The organism is Pseudomonas sp. BN607 (genome assembly GCF_029871175.1).
Classification (GTDB): Bacteria; Pseudomonadota; Gammaproteobacteria; order Pseudomonadales; family Pseudomonadaceae; genus Aquipseudomonas.
Window position 1 is genome coordinate 19259 of record NZ_SSOE01000061.1, and the last position, 16527, is coordinate 35785.

Sequence of the window (16527 nt, forward strand, 5' to 3'; positions counted from 1 at the left end):
CTACCTGACAAGAACAATATGAGGTGAGCACGATGACCGTGAAAATTTCCCACACTGCCGACATTCAAGCCTTCTTCAACCAGGTCGCTGGCCTGGACCATGCCGAGGGCAACCCGCGCTTCAAGCAGATCATCCGCCGCGTGCTGCAAGACACCGCACGCCTGGTCGAAGACCTGGAAGTCACCGAGGACGAGTTCTGGCACGCCATTGACTACCTCAACCGCCTGGGCGGCCGTAACGAGGCCGGCTTGCTGGCTGCCGGCCTTGGCATCGAGCACTTCCTCGACCTGTTGCAGGACGCCAAGGACGCCGAAGCCGGCCTGGCCGGTGGCACCCCGCGCACCATCGAAGGCCCGCTTTATGTTGCTGGCGCTCCGCTGGCGCAAGGTGAAGCGCGCATGGACGATGGCACCGACCCCGGCGTGGTGATGTTCCTTCAAGGCCAGGTATTCGATGCCGAAGGCAAGCCGCTGGCCGGCGCTACTGTCGACCTGTGGCACGCCAATACCCAAGGCACCTATTCGTACTTCGACTCGAGCCAGTCCGAGTACAACCTGCGCCGCCGTATCATCACCGATTCCGAGGGCCGCTACCGTGCGCGTTCGATCGTGCCGTCGGGTTACGGCTGCGACCCGCAGGGGCCGACCCAGGAATGCCTCGACCTGCTCGGCCGCCACGGCCAGCGCCCGGCGCATGTGCACTTCTTCATCTCGGCACCGGGGCACCGGCACCTGACCACGCAGATCAACTTCGCCGGTGACCAGTACCTGTGGGATGACTTTGCCTACGCCACCCGTGACGGGCTGATCGGCGACCTGCACTTTGTCGAGGATGCGGCGGCGGCGCATGACCGCGGCGTGCAAGGCGAGCGCTTTGCCGAGCTGGCGTTCGACTTCCACCTGCAGGCGGCCAAGGCGCCAGAGGCCGAGGCGCGCAGTCATCGTCCGCGGGCGTTGCAGGCGGGCTGAGTTTCGGCTTGAGGTCTGCCCCAAGGCCGCGACCCTAAGGTCTGCACAACGCCCACGCCCCGCGGACCTCTAGCCATCATCTGCTGTGTTTCTTGCCTGGGCCTTTCCGTGCGGGGAGGGCCCGGGCTTTTTACTGCCGCAGGCGGGTGATCTAGAATCGGCAATTTAACCGAGCCCCGCACCATGCTGCCCATCGCGCTGCTGCCAACCACCGCGGACCAGGCCCCGCTGATCCGCAACCTGTACCAGTTTTATGCCTATGAGTCCTCCGACTGGGAACAGGAAGATGTCGAGGTGGACGGCCGCTTCTACATCCACGACGAGCACCTGCAGCGCTATTGGCAGGATGACGGCTGGCGCGCCTGCCTGGTGTTGGCGGACGGCTTCATTGCCGGCTTCGTGCTGGTCGAGCGCAGCGAACTGCCGGGCATCGATGCGCTGGAACTGGCCGACCTGTTCATCCTGAAGAAGTACCGCCGCCGGGGCATCGGCCAGGCAGTGGCATTACAGCTGCTGGGTGGCGAAGGCGACTGGCTGCTGCGTTGCTACGCGCAAGACCCGCCCGCGGTAGCCTTCTGCAAGGCCGTGCTGGCCAACCTGTCCCGCCCGACGCACGCCATCGCCGTGGATGATGATCCTGATTTGCTCAATTTCCTGGTGACCGGCGCTCGCCACTGAGGTGTTCCTCGCCTTGGTTCGTCCTTGATGAAGGGATGGCGACATTTTTGTGAGCCACTTCACAAAATTGTCATGGGCGGCATAATGCCATCAATGCTCACTCAAGCCCGGCACTCGCTTGCCGGTCTCTTTTCATGCCCTGCAAAGGCTCAGGTAAAGTTCATGTCGCTAGTTGCCAGCCCCGACATCATGTACCGGCTGTTGATCCAGAGTGTGGTGGACTATGCCATCTACCTGCTCACGCCCGAAGGTATCGTTGCCAACTGGAACCCTGGTGCGCAGCGCGCCAAGGGCTACAAGGCCGAAGAAATCGTCGGCCAGCACTATTCGCTGTTCTACAGCGATGCCGAACGTGCTGCCGGGTTGCCTGCGCTCAACCTGGAGCAGGCGCGCAACACCGGCCGCTTCGAGGAAATCGGCTCACGGCTGCGCAAGGACGGTTCAGCTTTCCATGCCCATGTGGTGATCGACGCCGTGTACGACGATGCCGGGCACCTGGTGGGTTTTGCCAAGGTCACCCGCGACATTTCCGAACGCTACCAGCAGGAACAGGAACTGCTGCGGGCCAAGGAGCTGGCCGAGCAGTACAGCCAGGAAATGGCCAAGTTGTCACAGTTTCTTGATTCGGTGATTGCCAACATCCCCGCCAGCGTCATCGTCCAGGACCTGGAAAGTCAGCGGATCCTGTTGGCCAACCAGCAGGCCGAGCGCCTGTTCGGCGGGCCGCAGCACAGCATGATCGGCCAGCTGCCCAGCGACTGCCTGGCACCGGCGGCGGCCGACTTCCTGCAGCAGCAACTGGTGCGCGGTGCCCGCAGCACCAAGGGCCATGCCGCCGAAACCTGCGTCGATACCGCCCGTGGCCCGCGCACCCTGCGCAGCCGTACCTTGCTCAGCCAGAACCGCGAGGGCCAGGCCGACTACGTGCTGTTCGTGGCCGAGGACGCCACCGAAGAATTGGCCGCCCACGCGCAGATCCACCACATGGCGCACCACGATGCGCTCACCGGGCTGCCCAACCGCACGCTGTTCAACGAACGCCTGCGCCAGGCCTTGGTGCGCGGCAGCGAGCAGGACAAGCTGAGCGCCGCCTTGTGCCTGGACCTGGACAATTTCAAGAACATCAACGACTCGTTGGGCCATGCCTTTGGCGACAAGCTGCTGCGCGCCCTTGGCAAGCGCCTGCGCCGCGAACTGCGTGAACACGACACCCTGGCCCGGCTGGGCGGCGACGAGTTCGCCGTGGTGCTCACCGGCCTGGAAAGCCGCGAGGCGGCCTGCAATACCGCACAGCGACTGATCAATGCCATTTACCCGCCGTTCCAGATAGAAGGGCACCAGTTCAGCGTGGGGGTAAGTATCGGCATTGCCATCGCCCCGGATGACAACGACCAGGCCGAGCAACTGCTGAGCTATGCCGACATGGCGCTGTACGAAGCCAAGCGCAACGGCCGCAACCGCTACGAGTGCTTCGACGTCGAACTGGACGTTGCCGCCCGCCAGCGGCGTCTGGTGGAAACCGACTTGCGCACGGCGCTGCACCTGGGCCAGTTGCAACTGCACTACCAGCCGGTGGTCGACCATCAGACCAGCAGCGTCACGGGTTATGAGGCGCTGTTGCGCTGGGAGCACCCGACCCGCGGCATGGTCATGCCGATGGACTTCATCCCCATCGCCGAAGAAACCGGCCTGATCCACGAACTCGGTACCCGCGCGCTGAACCTGGCCTGCCAGGAGGCGGCCAGTTGGGACAGTGAGCAGACCGTTTCGGTCAACCTGTCGGCGGTGCAGTTCAAGAAGGGCAACCTGGTGCACATCGTCGCCCTGGCGCTGGCCGACTCTGGCCTGGCGCCGCAGCGGCTGGAACTGGAGATTACCGAATCAGTGCTGCTGGGCAACAGCGAAGACAATGTGCGTACCTTGCGCGCGCTAAAAGACCTGGGTGTGTCGATTTCGCTGGACGACTTTGGCACCGGCTATTCGTCGCTGGGCTACCTGCGGTCGTTCCCGTTCGACCGGATCAAGATCGACAAGTCGTTCGTGCACGACATGTGCGACAGCCGCGAGGCGATGTCGATCATCCGTGCGATCACCGATTTGTCCAACAGCCTGATGATCAAGACCACCGCCGAGGGCGTGGAGTCGGAGGAGCAGATGCGCCGGCTGGCCGCGGAGGGCTGTTCGCACTTCCAGGGCTACCTGTACGGGCGGCCGGCGCCGGCCAGCGAGCGTTTGAAGCAGATCATTACCCGGGTTTGAAGGGCCGTTCTGCGCGCAACTCAGCTATTCCAGTCTGGCGCAAACGCCGGGCTGACCACGCGCTGGTCCTTCGGCAGCCCGGCAATGACTGCGCGGTCTTCATCATCCAGCCGCACGTTCAATGCTGCCAGGTTGGCCAGCTGGTTTTCCCGGCTGCTGGCCTTGGGTATCGCTGCCACGCCGTCCTGGTCCAGCAGCCACTTCAGCGCCACCTGGCTGGGCAGCACGCCGTGCTTGCGGGCGATTTCCTGAATGACCGGCTGCGCCGCTGCCTGGCCGCGGGCCAGTGGGGTGTAGGCGGTCAGCAGCAGGTCGTGGCTGCGGGCGTAGTCGAGCAGCGGTTGCTGGCCAAGCAGCACGTGGTATTCCACCTGGATAGCCGACAACGGCGCGCCCAGGGTCTCGATCACCTGGCGCAGCAGCCCCAGCGGGAAGTTGGCCACGCCGATATGGCGCGCTTTGCCCTCGTCACGCAAGGCCACCAACGTGTCGATACTGCGGGCCAGGTCCCAGTCCTTGCCGGGCCAGTGGATGTGGAACAGGTCGACCTGTTCGGTCCCCAGGGCGCGCAGGCTGTCTTCCAGCGACTGGCGCATGGCTTTTGGCTCAAGGCGGTCCCACCAGACCTTGGTGGTGAGGTGGATGTGCTCGCGAGGCACATCGCTGTCGCGCAGCGCCTGGCCGACAGCCGCCTCGTTGTTGTAGGCGGTGGCGGTGTCGATGTGCCGGTAACCCACGTCCAGGGCTTGGTGCACGGCGGCCGTGCACTCGCTGCCAGTCATCGGCCAGGTGCCCAGGCCGATTGCGGGGAGGTCCAGGCCGTTACGGGTAGTGAGCCTTTGCATGTAAATTCCTTGTAGGGTGGGCAGGGGTCATGTTCGATGGTCGGTGATCAGCAGCTCCCGGGCCATGCTTGCGGGGCATAAAGTGGTCGATCAGCGAACACAAATTGCCCCCGTGCTGGACAAACGGTGAATCAACTTCCTTATCTTGCTGCATCTCTTCTAGAATTCGAGCTGTTGCACCCGCCAGGCGTATGCCTGTGCGGCCTTTCCTGGGCGCGGCATCGGGCCGCGCCGTCATCGAGAGAGCCATGAGTTCCAGCACACCGCTGTCCGGCGTCAACCAACCCCTGCGCGGCATCGCCCTGGTGGTGGTGGCGACGTTCCTGTTCGCCAGCCACGATGCCTTGTCCAAGTTCCTTGGCGGCCTGTACCCGATTGTCATGGTGGTGTGGGCGCGTTATGTGGTGCATACCCTGCTGATGGCCGGCATTTTCCTGCCCAAGGCCGGCCTCAACGTACTGCGTACCCGCCGCCCGCTGTTGCAAACCTTGCGCGCTCTGAGCCTGCTGAGCACCAGCCTGCTGTTCACCACCGGCTTGCAATACCTGCCGTTGGCCGAGGCCACCGCAGTCAACTTCCTTGCCCCGGTGCTGGTCACCGCGCTGTCGGCGCCGCTGTTGAAGGAGCGGGTGACGGTGGGGCAGTGGGTGGCAGTGGTGCTGGGCTTCATCGGCGTCCTGGTGGTGGTGCACCCGGGCGGGGCAATGTTCACCCCGGCGATCCTGTACCCGTTCGGTTCAGCATTGGGCTTCTGCTTCTATCAGTTGCTGACGCGCATACTCGCTGCGCATGACAGTCCGACCACCAGTAACTTTTATGCGGGGCTGTGCAACACATTGGCGATGAGTGCGCTGGTGCCGTTCTTCTGGGAGGTACCGCGTTGGGACCATGCGCTGCTGATGCTGGCGCTGGGCGGCTTTGGCATGACCGCGCACCTGCTGCTGACCCAGGCCTTCCGCCACGCTGCACCGGCGTTGCTGGCGCCTTTCAGCTATTGCCAGATCGTGTTCGCCGGGTTGCTTGGGCTCGTGGTGTATAGCCAGGTCCCGGATACCCTGAGCCTGGTGGGCATCTCGGTGATATGCCTCAGTGGGTTGGGGGCGGCGTGGATGCAGCGGGGCAAGTAGAAACCTGCACCGGCCCAGTCAGTGCCATGCTTGCCCCCTGAGTAGCAGCCAGTAACGAGTCGTCAATTGCGGCTATCGATGAGGTCGCTGCTTCACTGTGTGGCCATGAATTGCAGGATGCGTTCGCGCAGCCAACGCTCGGCCGGGTCGTTGTCCTGTGCGCCGCTCCACACCATCGACAGTTCGGCCTCGGTGATCTCGAACGGCGCCGGGTCGGCACGCAGGCTACCGTCGTCGGCCAGCGCGCAGGCGGCGTAGTCCGGCACCGTGGCGATCAGTTCGGTGTTGCGCAGCAGGGCGCGCAGGCTGCCGAACTGCGGTACGGCCAGTACTACCTTGCGGCAACGGCCGATGCGCGCCAGGTCGAGGTCGATGTTGCCGCTCATGTCACCGGAAAACGACACCATTACATGCGGGCGCGCGCAGTATTCGTCGAGGGTCAGCGGCCCCGGGCGGTCGTCGGCGCGCAGCACCCGTACCCCGATATCCCGCAGCTTGCGGCGTTTGGCGGTGGCTGGCAGGTCGGTGGTATAGCTCACGCCCACCGAGATCTCGCCACTGGCCAGCAGGCCCGGCATCAGCAGGAAGTTGGCCCGCCGGACCACCACGCTGATGTCCGGGGCCTCTTCGCGCAGGGCTTGCAGCAGGGCCGGGAACAGACCGAACTCGGCGTCGTCCGACAGGCCCAGGCGGAACACGTTGCAGCTGTTGGCCGGGTCGAACTCGCGGGCGCGGCTGATGGCCGCGGAAATCACATCCATGGCCGGGCCCAGCTCGGCGAAGATCTGCATGGCCCTCGGCGTGGGCTCCATGGCCCGGCCGCTACGGATCAGCAGCGGGTCGTCGAACAGCTCGCGCAGGCGGGCGAGGGCGGCGCTGACGGTGGACTGGGTGATGAACAGCTTTTCGCCGACGCGGGTCAGGTTGCGTTCGATCATCAGGGCTTCGAACAGCACCAGCAGGTTCATGTCGACGCGGCGCAGGTCGTTGCGGTTCATGAGGGCTCAGGTTCCGGAGTGAAGGGGGGCGGTGTATTGAAGCATGCCGGTGGCCTGGTTGCCTTGTACCGATGTGCCGGCCCGTTCGCGGGCAAGCCCGGCCCCACAACCTGCAGCAGCGCCTTAACGCACAATCAGTTGTGGGGGCTTGCCGGTGCCGACAATGCCCTGGACGAAGGTCACCAACTGCTCCCGGGCGTTCAGCAAAGTTCCCCATTGCGCCTGGCCGCACAACAATCCCAGTACCGCGTGGGCAATCGAACGCGCCCGCGATGCCGAAAGCCCGCATTCGGCAGCAACGATGTCACTCAGCAGCCCGCTGTACTCCGCCTTCAGCTGTTCGACCTGCAACAACTGCTCTTCGCTGAGGTTCATTGCCTCGCGGGTCAAAAGCACCAGTTTGTCAGGGTTGGCCTGGCTGTACGCGACGAATGCCCGGACGAAGCACGGTAAGCGTTCACTGTTGGTACGGGCGCCTCTGAGGCATTGTCGGGTTTCATACAGCAGATCGATCAGGCTCGATTCGATCAGCTCGAACAGCAGTCCCTGCTTGCTTTCGATATGGTGATACAGCGACCCCGCCCGCAAGCCCAGGTGGCTGGCCAGGTCGCGCAAGCCGATGGCCTGGTAGCCGTGGTTGGCGAACAGCGCGCTGGCCGCATCCAGCAGGCGGTCCCGGGCATGCGGGGCGGGTACGGACGAGCGGCTGTAAGCGGGCATGGCGGCACCTGTCGGCGAATTGATGTTTGACCAAATGTAAGACAACAGGCATCTTACGTAAAGACTCAATCGTGGAGGTGTTTCGTGGACAAGCAAACGGTGGTGATTGTAGGTGGTGCCGCGGGTCTGGGCCTGGAAACAGCCCGGCTGATGGTCAAGCGTGGCGCCGACAAGATCGGCCTGATCGACCGGAATGAGCAATTGCTGGTACAAGCTGCAGAAGAGCTGCGCGGGCAAGGTGTACAGGTGGCGATCGCGGTGGGTGATATTGCCCGCAAGGATACCGCCCACGCTGCTTTTGGCCAGATTGTCGAGGGCCTGGGGCGGGTGCATTGTTTGGTCAACAGCGCGGCAATCTACCCGCGCCAGGACATCTTCGAGATCACCGACGATGAGTGGGACCTGGAAAACGCCGTCAACATCAAGGGCACCTACCACATGATGGTCGCTGCGGTGCGCCACATGCAGCAGTACGTGGCGGCCCCGGCGGTTACGGGGCGTATCGTCAACGTCACTTCGGTCGATGCCTTCAAGGCCCACCCGCAAAACGCCCATTACGCGGCGACCAAGGCAGCGGTGGTGAGCCTGACCAAATCCTTTGCCCAGGCCTGCGCCAAGGACCAGATCCTGGTCAACTCGGTGGCCCCGGCCGGTTTCGCCACCGAGCGCGCTAGGCAGCTGGGCTTCCTTGGTGAACTGGCAGCGGCCAACCCGCTGGGCCGCGCCGCAGAACCCGCAGAAATTGCTGAATGGATCGTGATGATGGGCAGCAGCCGCAACAGCTACGCCACCGGCGAAAACGTGATTGTCAGCGGGGGTTACATCTATGCCTGAAGTCGCATTCCCCAAGGGCTACCAGCGCGCGCTGGTAACCGGGGCCACCAGCGGTATCGGCAGGGCCATCGTGCTGGCGCTACGTGACGCTGGTTTGCAGGTGATCGCCGTGGGCCGCAGCCCTGAGGCGCTGGCAGAGCTTGCCGGCGAGCCCGGGGTGAGTACCTTGCAGGCGGATGTGCGCGACTACCGTTCGCTGACGGCCGCACTGGAAGGGCAGGCACTAGATGTACTGGTCAACAACGCGGGCATTCTGTCTACCCGTGCGGCGTTCCAGGACATGGACGAAGCCGAGATCGACAACATGCTCGATATCAACCTCAAGGCGCCGCTGCACCTGGCGCGCCAGGTGTTGCCCGGCATGGTCGGGCGGGGTAGGGGGCATCTGTTCTTCATTGGGTCGAGTGCCGGCCGCGCAGCGCATCCGGGAGCGGCGGTGTATGGGGCGTCCAAGGCCGGGGTGAGCCTGTTCTGCGATGCCTTGCGCTGTGATCTGCTGGGCAGCGGGGTGCGAGTGACCGAGATTGCCCCGGGCCGGGTGCAGACTCAGTTGTACAAAACCGCCATGGGCATGCAGGCGGCAGGTAGCGAACTGTATGACGGGTATGAGTCGATTCAGCCGGAAGACATTGCCGAGCTTTTGCTGGCTGCGCTGAAGATGCCGCGGCAAGTGGATGTGTCCCGGATGGAAGTGTTCCCCACAGCGCAGGCGGTGGGCGGGGGGAGAATGGTCAAGACGGCAGATTGAGGGGTGGTGGCACTGGCCTCTACGCGGGTGCGCCCGACCCCGCAGCTCAGGGCGCTGCCCTCAGGGTTTGCGGCGAGCCTGTAAGCGTGGGTCCATCGGCGAAGAGGTCGGTGCCAACACAACAGATTTCAGCAAATAGGTGCTTGACCACCTGTAAGACAACATATAACTTACATGAAGACCGCCTTAACCGGTCGAGACAACTACAGAGCATTGCAGGGGATATGACGATGACTGCGACATCATGCCGGGTCGGCGTGGACATAGGCGGCACCTTCACCGATATCGCGCTGGATGTGAACGGCGTGCTGCATTCGACCAAGATCCTGACCGACTACGAGCTCCCCGAGCGGGCCATCCTCACCGGCGTACGCCAGGTGGTGGAGCAGGCGGGCCTGGCGCTGTCGGACATCGATCAATTGATCCATGGCACCACCCTGGCCACCAACGCGCTGATCGAGCGCCGTGGCGCCCGCACAGCCTTCATCACCACTGAAGGCTTCCGGGACACCCTGGAAATGCGCACTGAAAACCGCTTTGAGCAGTACGACATCAACATCGTCCTGGCACCGCCGCTGATTGATCGCGAACACCGCTATACCCTGCGCGAGCGCCTGGACGTCAAGGGCAAGGTGCTGATCGCCCCGGTGCAGGCCGACATTGAGGCGCTGGTCGAGCGCATCGCCGAAGGCAACTACCAGAGCGTGGCCATCGGCTTCATCCACAGCTATGTCAATGGCGCCCACGAGCGCCAGTTGCGCGATGCCCTGCAAGCGCGCCTGCCGCAGTTGTCGATCTCCATCTCCAGCGAAGTCTCGCCGCAGATGCGTGAATTCGAACGCTTCAACACCGTATGCGCCAACGCCTATGTCAAGCCGCTGATCAAGTCCTACCTGGACCGTCTGGTGGTCACCCTCAAGGAAGCGGGCGCCCACTGTCCGGTGTTCATGATCCATTCCGGTGGCGGCATCATCTCCGTGCAGAGTGCCGCCGAGTTCCCGGTACGGCTGGTTGAATCCGGCCCGGCCGGTGGTGCGATATTCGCCGCTGACATTGCCCGCCGTTACCAGCTGGAAAACGTGCTGTCGTTCGACATGGGCGGTACCACGGCAAAAATCTGCCTGATCGAAGACCAGGTGCCGAAAACCGCAAAGACCTTTGAGGTAGCGCGCACCTATCGCTTCAAGAAAGGCAGCGGCATGCCGATTTCCATCCCGGTGGTGGAAATGGTCGAAATCGGCGCCGGCGGCGGCTCCATCGCCAGCATCGACAGCATGCGCCAGATCCGCGTTGGCCCGCACAGCGCCGCTTCCGAGCCAGGCCCGGCCTGCTACGGGCGTGGCGGCCTGGAGCCCACCATTACCGACGCCAACCTGCTGCTTGGCCGCCTGGATGCCGAGAACTTCGCCGGTGGCGCCTTGCGCCTGTCCGCTGACAGCGCCGCCAACGCCATGGCCCGGGTCATCGGCCAGCCGTTGGGCATGCAGGCCGATACCGCTGCGTTTGGCGTGTGCGAGGTGGTCGACGAGAACATGGCCAACGCCGGCCGCGTACATGCGGTGGAAAGCGGCAAGGACATCGCCGACTACACCATGATCACCTTCGGTGGCGGCGGTCCGCTGCATGCCGCTCGGCTGTGCGAGAAGATGGGCGTGGCGCGCTTTATCGTGCCGGCTGGTGCGGGCGTGGGCTCGGCCATTGGCTTCCTGCGTGCGCCGTTCGGCTACGAAGCCGTGCGCAGCGCCTTCGTGCGCTTGTCCGAGTTCGATGCAGCAGTGGTCAATGCGCTGATCGAAGAAATGAAGGCCGAGTCGCTGGGCTTCCTGCGCCAGGGCATGCCGGTCGGTGAGCCGGAAATGGAATGCACGGCGTTCATGCGCTATGTCGGCCAGGGTTGGGAAATTCCGGTGGCCTTGCCATTCAAGGCTTTCAGTGGCGCCGATACGGTGGAGTTCAAGGCTCGCTTCGAAGAGGCCTACACCCGCTTCTTTGGCCGCCCCATCGAAGGCCCGGATATCGAAATCGTCAGCTGGTCGGTCAAGGCCAGTTCGCCGCTACCGCCGGTACAGCAGATCGACGAAGTGGGCGCCGCCTATCGCGCTCACGAAGTTGCCCGTCGCCAGGTATTCGACGTGGCTGCCGGTGGGTTCGTCGAGGCTGGCATCCACCCGCGCGAAGAGCTGCAGGTAGGTGCCCGCGTCGAAGGCCCGGCGATCATCGTCGAGCGCGAGACCTCGACGTTCGTCACCTCCAACTTCACCGCCACGGTCCAGCCAGACGGCTGCCTGCTGGTCGTGCGCCGCTAACGCCTGAATCCGGAAGCCAGAACCATGAGCGATACTTTGATCGACATTCAAATGCAGGTGATGTGGAACCGCCTGGTCTCGGTGGTCGAAGAACAGGCCCTGACCCTGATCCGCACGGCGTTTTCCACCAGTGTGCGCGAGGCCGGCGACCTGTCGGCCGGCGTCTTCGACCGGGCTGGCAACATGCTCGCCCAGGCCGTCACTGGCACCCCTGGCCATGTCAACACCATGGCCGAGGCGGTGGTGCACTTCATCAACGACATCGGTGAAAACAACATCTTCGAAGGTGATGTATACGTGACCAACGACCCGTGGAAGGGTACCGGTCACCTGCACGACATCACCATCGTTTCCCCGTCCTTCTACAAGGGCAAGCTGATCGGCTACTTCGCCAGCACCGCGCATGTGGTCGACATCGGCGGCCGCGGCTTTGGTCCTGATGCTCGCGAGGTGTACGAAGAAGGCCTGTTCATCCCGATCATGAAGCTGTTCGAGCGCGGCCAGGTCAACCGTGACCTGATCAACATCCTGCGCAACAACGTACGCGAGAACGATCGCGTGGTGGGTGACTTCTACGCATTGTCGGCGTGCAACGAGACTGGCCACAAGCGCCTGCTCGACATGCTCGAAGAGTTCAGGCTGGATGACCTGGAGCACATCGGCGGCTTCATCCTCGAGCACAGCCGCCGCGCCACGCTGGAGTGCTTCAAGTCGCTGCCGCATGGCACCTACAGCAACAGCATGACCCTTGACGGCTACGACGTGCCGGTGACCCTGGCGGTCACCATCACGGTCGGTCCCGATGGTATCAAAAGCGACTTCACCGGCACCTCGGGCATGAGCCAGTTTGGCATCAACGTGCCGCTGGGCTACGCCAAGGCCTATGCCTGCTATGGCCTGAAGTGCATCGTCGCACCTGAAATTCCTAACAACAGCGCGTCACTGGAGCCGTTCGAAGTCACAGCACCAGAGGGTTGCATCCTCAATGCCAAGCACCCGGCGCCAGTGTCGGTGCGCCATGTGCTCGGCCACTTCGTCCCCGACCTGGTGCTGGGTGCGCTGCACAAGTGTCTGCCGGGCAAGGTGCCGGCCGAAGGTGCCAGTGCCCTGTGGAACCTGCACTTGAGCGTACGCCCGCTCGAAAACAACCCGCACGGCCGCAACGCCGAGATGCTGATGTTCAACAGTGGCGGCATGGGCGCCCGTTCGGCGATGGATGGCCTCAGCGCCACCGCCTTCCCCAGTGGCGTGCACACCATGCCGGTGGAAGCTACCGAGCACGCTGGCCCCGTGGTGGTGTGGCGCAAGGAGCTGCGTGAAGGCTCCGGCGGTGCCGGCCAGCTGCGCGGCGGTCTGGGCCAGGAAATCGAAGTGTCTGCGGCCGAGGGCTACAGCTTCCGCTTCAGCGCCATGTTCGACCGTATCCAGCATGCTGCTCGCGGCCTTGAGGGTGGCCAGCAGGGCGCCGAAGGCTTCGTCGGCCTGGATGACGGCACCCTGCTGCGCGGCAAGGGTCAGCAATTCGTGCCGGCAGACCGTCGGCTGGTATTGCGACTGCCCGGCGGCGGTGGCTACGGCGACCCCCGCCTACGCGACCGCCAGCAAGTCGAGCGTGACTTGCGCTTCGGCTACATCAGCGCCGAGCAGGCGCGTCACGACTACGGCTTCGAAGCCGCCAAGGAGCGTTGAGCGATGGACGTGCAAAGCAGTCGCGTCAAGGCGGTTAAAAGCTCGCCGAGCATGGCCGTGTCGGTGCTGGCCAAGCAGATGCTGGCCAAGGGCGAACCGGTCATCAACCTCGCGCTGGGCGAGCCGGACTACAACGTGCCGGCCCACGTGATCGAGGCGGCCTATCAGGCGATGCTCGCCGGCAACAACCACTACACCGGGCCCAACGGCCTGGAAGTGCTGCGCCAGGCTATCGTCGACAAGTTCGCCCGGGAAAACGACCTGGTCTATGGCCTGGACGAAATCTGTGTGGGCAATGGTGCCAAGCAATTGCTGTTCAACGCCTTCCTGGCCACTCTGGAAGAAGGCGACGAGGTGATCACCCCGGCACCCTACTGGGTCTCGTACACCGACATGGCGATGCTCAACGGCGGTGTCCCGGTGGTTATCCCTTGCGGTGCCGAACAGGGCTTCAAGGTCACTGCGCAGCAGTTGGAGGCTGCGATCACCCCGCGTACGCGCTGGGTGATGCTCAACTCGCCGAACAACCCGAGCGGGGCGATTTTCACCCGCGAGGAGTTTGCCGCACTGGGCAAGGTGCTGGAGCGTCACCCGAAGGTGCTGATCATCTCGGACGAAATCTATGAGCACATCGTGCTCGGCGACCAGCCTTTCGTGTCGTTCGTCACGGCGTGCCCACAACTGCGTGAGCGCACCTTGCTGATCAATGGTGTGTCGAAGGCCTACGCCATGACCGGTTACCGTCTGGGCTATGCGGCAGGTTCCAAAGACCTGATCGTGGCCATGAACAAGACCCAGTCGCAGACCACCACCTGCCCGTCGAGCATCTCGCAGTTGGCTGCAGTGGCGGCACTGAACGGCCCGCAGACGTTCGTGCGTGATGCCAACCGTGAGTATCAGGCGCGTGGCGCCCTGATGGTCGACGGCCTGGCGCAGATCCCCGGCCTCAAGCTGCAGATGCCGCAGGGTGCGTTCTATGCCTTCCCCGAGGTTAGCGCCTTCATCGGCAAGCGCACCCCGGACGGCCACGTGATCAGCAACGATACCGAGCTGTCGGCGTACCTGTTGCGTGTGGGCAAGGTGGCGACCGTACCAGGCTCGGCGTTCGGCGTGGAGCCTTATGTCCGCCTGTCTTTCGCCACGTCCCGTCAGGAACTGGAACAGGCACTGGGCCAGCTGCGCGACGCGTTTGCGGCGCTGGTCTGATCAATCGATCTACACAGAGGTAAACCATGAGCAAGCCATTCAAACGCCTGCTGATCACCGGCGCCGCCGGGCGCCTGGGTAGCGTGCTGCGCAAGCACCTGGCGCGATTCGCTGACGAGCTGCGCCTGACCGACATCGCCGACCTGGGCCATGCTGCGCCCCATGAACAACTGGTGCGCTGCGACCTGGGCAATTTCGACGACGTGCTGCCGCTGACCGAGGGTGTCGATGCCATCGTGCATGCCGGTGGCGTGCCGGTGGAGGACACCTTCGACAAGATCCTCAACGGCAACATCGTCGGCACCTACAACATCTATGAAGCCGCCCGGCGCAACGGCGTCAAGCGCGTGGTGTACACCAGTTCCAACCACGCCATCGGCTTCTACGATCGCACCGAGACCATTGACGCTACCGCCGCGCATCGCCCCGACAGTCTTTATGGCCTCAGCAAATGTTTTGCCGAGGACCTGGGCCGCTATTACTGGGACAAGTTCGCCATCGAATCGGTCAACCTGCGCATCGGCTCGTCGTTCCCCGAGCCGCTGGATCGGCGCATGCTCGCCACCTGGCTGTCGTTCGACGACTTCGCCCAGCTCACCGAGCGCTCACTGCTGGCGCCGCGGGTTGGCCACATGATCGTGTACGGCATGTCGAACAACCGCGAAAGCCTGTGGGACAACCGTCTGGCCTCGTCCATCGGCTACGTGCCGAAAGACAGCGCCGATGACTATCGCGAGAAGGTGCTTGCCGAGCATCCGCCGCTCAAGCCTGACGAGCCAGCCGCACGCTACCACGGCGGCAACTTCGCCGGTGCCGGGCATTTCGAAGATCCGAAATGACCTGTTCCGGCCCTCTCGCTGGCTTGCCGGCGAGAGGGCCGGAACAGGGCCATCTGCATGTGTGATCAGCGCAACATCAGAAGAGAGCTCACTCCATGGCTTCCACCGCTAAACAACAGAATTATGATGTGGTGATCGTCGGCGGCGCAGTCAACGGCAGCGCTACCGCCTACTTCCTGGCCAACAACCCGGACTTCAAAGGTTCGGTACTGGTCATCGAGCGCGACTGGACCTACAACAAATCGGCCACCGCACTGTCGAGCAGTTCGATTCGCCAGCAGTTCTCCAATCCGATCAACATCGAAATCTCCAAATTCGGCGCCGAGTTCGTGCGCAGCTTCCCGGATGTGATGGAAGTGGAAGGCGATCGCCCGGACCTGGCCTTTCACGAAAACGGCTACCTGTTCCTCGGTGACGACAAGGGTTATGAAGTGCTTCGCCGCCTGCACGATACCCAGGTATCCCACGGCGCCGATGTCCATCTGCTCGACCCCGAACAGCTCAAGCGCAAATTCCCCTGGGTGAATATCGACAGCCTCGCAGGCGCCAGCTACGGCCAGAGCGGCGAAGGCTGGTTCGACAGCCTGGGCATGCTCAACGGCTTCCGTCGCAAGGCGCGTTCGATGGGTATCGAGTACATCGAGAACCAAGTGGTCGGTATCCAGCGTGAAGGCGATCGCATCACTGGCGTGCAACTGGCCAGCGGCGAGCGCATTGGCTGCGGCCTGTTGGTCAACTGTGCCGGTACCCGCGGCACCCAGGTCGCGCGCATGGCCGGCCTGGACATTCCGGTCGAGCCACGCCGTCGTTCACTGTTCGTGTTCGATTGCCGTACGCCGCTGGAAGGTACCGTGCCGCTGACCATCGACCCGACCGGGGTGTTCTTCCGCCCGGAGGGCAAGTTCTATCTGGGCGGCACTTATCCAAAAAACGACCCGGAAGTGGACTTCGAGGACTTCGAGGTGCTGCACGCCGAGTTTGACGAAGAAGTCTGGCCGATCCTCGCCGAGCGCGTGCCGGCATTCGAAGGCATCAAGGTCGTCAACTACTGGGCCGGGCACTACGACTTCTGCGTGCTCGACCACAACGCCATCGTCGGTCCGCACAACGAGGTCGGCAACTTCCTGTTCTGCAACGGCTTCAGCGGCCACGGCCTGCAGCAGGCACCGGCCATCGGCCGCGGGCTGTCCGAGCTGATCACCTATGGTGCCTACCGCTCGCTCGACCTGGGCGCGCTGAGCTACCAGCGGGTAATCGACAACAAGCCGTTCCTGGAAGATTCGGTCATCTGATCGCAGCGCCTGAGGGAG

Annotated in this window: 14 protein-coding genes; 11 read left to right on the forward strand and 3 right to left on the reverse strand. The window is 63.6% G+C overall.

Features of this window, described 5'->3' with window-relative positions; genetic code table 11:
- Positions 1–32: 32 nt before the first annotated feature.
- The 3 genes from catA to E8E68_RS18115 all read left to right on the forward strand — a co-directional run bounded on the left by catA (position 33) and on the right by E8E68_RS18115 (position 3905).
- Positions 33–968: a catechol 1,2-dioxygenase gene (gene catA, locus E8E68_RS18105; protein WP_266030000.1), complete on the forward strand. Its 936-nt coding sequence runs from the start codon at positions 33–35 to the stop codon at positions 966–968.
- A gap of 183 nt (positions 969–1151) precedes the next feature.
- Positions 1152–1646 (forward strand): GNAT family N-acetyltransferase, encoded by a 495-nt coding sequence (locus tag E8E68_RS18110; protein WP_280343445.1) that lies wholly within the window; start codon positions 1152–1154, stop codon positions 1644–1646.
- 162 nt (positions 1647–1808) lie between these two features.
- Complete coding sequence (locus E8E68_RS18115) at positions 1809–3905, forward strand: EAL domain-containing protein (protein WP_266030002.1); 2097 nt, start codon at positions 1809–1811, stop codon at positions 3903–3905.
- Between the two features lie 20 nt (positions 3906–3925).
- Here the strand turns inward: E8E68_RS18115 and E8E68_RS18120 are convergent, their stop codons facing one another.
- On the reverse strand, positions 3926–4750 hold the full coding sequence (locus tag E8E68_RS18120; protein ID WP_280343448.1) for an aldo/keto reductase: 825 nt from the start codon (positions 4748–4750) through the stop codon (positions 3926–3928).
- Positions 4751–4998: 248 nt separating this feature from the next.
- On the opposite strand from E8E68_RS18120, the gene E8E68_RS18125 reads away from it, so the two are divergent.
- On the forward strand, positions 4999–5877 hold the full coding sequence (locus E8E68_RS18125; RefSeq protein ID WP_266030007.1) for a DMT family transporter: 879 nt from the start codon (positions 4999–5001) through the stop codon (positions 5875–5877).
- A 92-nt stretch (positions 5878–5969) separates the two neighbouring features.
- Here the strand turns inward: E8E68_RS18125 and E8E68_RS18130 are convergent, their stop codons facing one another.
- Both E8E68_RS18130 and E8E68_RS18135 read right to left on the reverse strand, forming a co-directional pair.
- Positions 5970–6875, reverse strand: coding sequence for a LysR family transcriptional regulator (locus tag E8E68_RS18130; protein WP_266030008.1), 906 nt, complete (start codon positions 6873–6875; stop codon positions 5970–5972).
- A 123-nt stretch (positions 6876–6998) separates the two neighbouring features.
- Positions 6999–7595, reverse strand: coding sequence for a TetR/AcrR family transcriptional regulator (locus E8E68_RS18135; protein ID WP_266030010.1), 597 nt, complete (start codon positions 7593–7595; stop codon positions 6999–7001).
- Positions 7596–7679: 84 nt separating this feature from the next.
- On the opposite strand from E8E68_RS18135, the gene E8E68_RS18140 reads away from it, so the two are divergent.
- From E8E68_RS18140 to E8E68_RS18170, 7 genes are all read left to right on the forward strand, one after another.
- Entirely contained in the window at positions 7680–8429 is a 750-nt protein-coding gene (locus E8E68_RS18140; RefSeq protein WP_266030012.1) for an SDR family oxidoreductase, read from the forward strand.
- Positions 8422–9177 carry an SDR family oxidoreductase gene (locus tag E8E68_RS18145; protein ID WP_266030014.1) on the forward strand — a complete coding sequence of 252 codons (756 nt, stop codon included), beginning with the start codon at positions 8422–8424 and terminating at the stop codon, positions 9175–9177. Before E8E68_RS18140 ends, E8E68_RS18145 begins: the two co-directional genes overlap by 8 nt.
- 230 nt (positions 9178–9407) lie before the next feature.
- The gene (locus tag E8E68_RS18150; RefSeq protein WP_280343455.1) at positions 9408–11483 is read left to right on the forward strand and encodes a hydantoinase/oxoprolinase family protein; all 2076 of its coding nucleotides are present in this window, start codon (positions 9408–9410) and stop codon (positions 11481–11483) included.
- A 24-nt stretch (positions 11484–11507) separates the two neighbouring features.
- Positions 11508–13172 (forward strand): hydantoinase B/oxoprolinase family protein, encoded by a 1665-nt coding sequence (locus E8E68_RS18155; protein WP_280343458.1) that lies wholly within the window; start codon positions 11508–11510, stop codon positions 13170–13172.
- A gap of 3 nt (positions 13173–13175) precedes the next feature.
- Positions 13176–14378: a pyridoxal phosphate-dependent aminotransferase gene (locus E8E68_RS18160; protein WP_280343461.1), complete on the forward strand. Its 1203-nt coding sequence runs from the start codon at positions 13176–13178 to the stop codon at positions 14376–14378.
- A 26-nt stretch (positions 14379–14404) separates the two neighbouring features.
- A complete protein-coding gene (locus E8E68_RS18165; protein WP_280343464.1) occupies positions 14405–15217 on the forward strand; it encodes an NAD(P)-dependent oxidoreductase in 813 nt (270 codons plus the stop codon).
- Between the two features lie 95 nt (positions 15218–15312).
- Positions 15313–16509 (forward strand): FAD-dependent oxidoreductase, encoded by a 1197-nt coding sequence (locus E8E68_RS18170; protein ID WP_266030024.1) that lies wholly within the window; start codon positions 15313–15315, stop codon positions 16507–16509.
- The last annotated feature ends 18 nt before the right edge of the window (positions 16510–16527 follow it).

Excerpts from the sequence above, each read along its gene's own strand:
- catA (WP_266030000.1), top strand. The coding sequence starts at position 33 with ATGACCGTGAAAATTTCCCACACTGCCGACATTCAAGCCTTCTTCAAC.
- E8E68_RS18110 (WP_280343445.1), top strand. The coding sequence starts at position 1,152 with ATGCTGCCCATCGCGCTGCTGCCAACCACCGCGGACCAGGCCCCGCTG.
- E8E68_RS18115 (WP_266030002.1), top strand. The coding sequence starts at position 1,809 with ATGTCGCTAGTTGCCAGCCCCGACATCATGTACCGGCTGTTGATCCAG.
- E8E68_RS18120 (WP_280343448.1), bottom strand. The coding sequence starts at position 4,750 with ATGCAAAGGCTCACTACCCGTAACGGCCTGGACCTCCCCGCAATCGGC.
- E8E68_RS18125 (WP_266030007.1), top strand. The coding sequence starts at position 4,999 with ATGAGTTCCAGCACACCGCTGTCCGGCGTCAACCAACCCCTGCGCGGC.
- E8E68_RS18130 (WP_266030008.1), bottom strand. The coding sequence starts at position 6,875 with ATGAACCGCAACGACCTGCGCCGCGTCGACATGAACCTGCTGGTGCTG.
- E8E68_RS18135 (WP_266030010.1), bottom strand. The coding sequence starts at position 7,595 with ATGCCCGCTTACAGCCGCTCGTCCGTACCCGCCCCGCATGCCCGGGAC.
- E8E68_RS18145 (WP_266030014.1), top strand. The coding sequence starts at position 8,422 with ATGCCTGAAGTCGCATTCCCCAAGGGCTACCAGCGCGCGCTGGTAACC.
- E8E68_RS18150 (WP_280343455.1), top strand. The coding sequence starts at position 9,408 with ATGACTGCGACATCATGCCGGGTCGGCGTGGACATAGGCGGCACCTTC.
- E8E68_RS18155 (WP_280343458.1), top strand. The coding sequence starts at position 11,508 with ATGAGCGATACTTTGATCGACATTCAAATGCAGGTGATGTGGAACCGC.
- E8E68_RS18160 (WP_280343461.1), top strand. The coding sequence starts at position 13,176 with ATGGACGTGCAAAGCAGTCGCGTCAAGGCGGTTAAAAGCTCGCCGAGC.
- E8E68_RS18165 (WP_280343464.1), top strand. The coding sequence starts at position 14,405 with ATGAGCAAGCCATTCAAACGCCTGCTGATCACCGGCGCCGCCGGGCGC.
- E8E68_RS18170 (WP_266030024.1), top strand. The coding sequence starts at position 15,313 with ATGGCTTCCACCGCTAAACAACAGAATTATGATGTGGTGATCGTCGGC.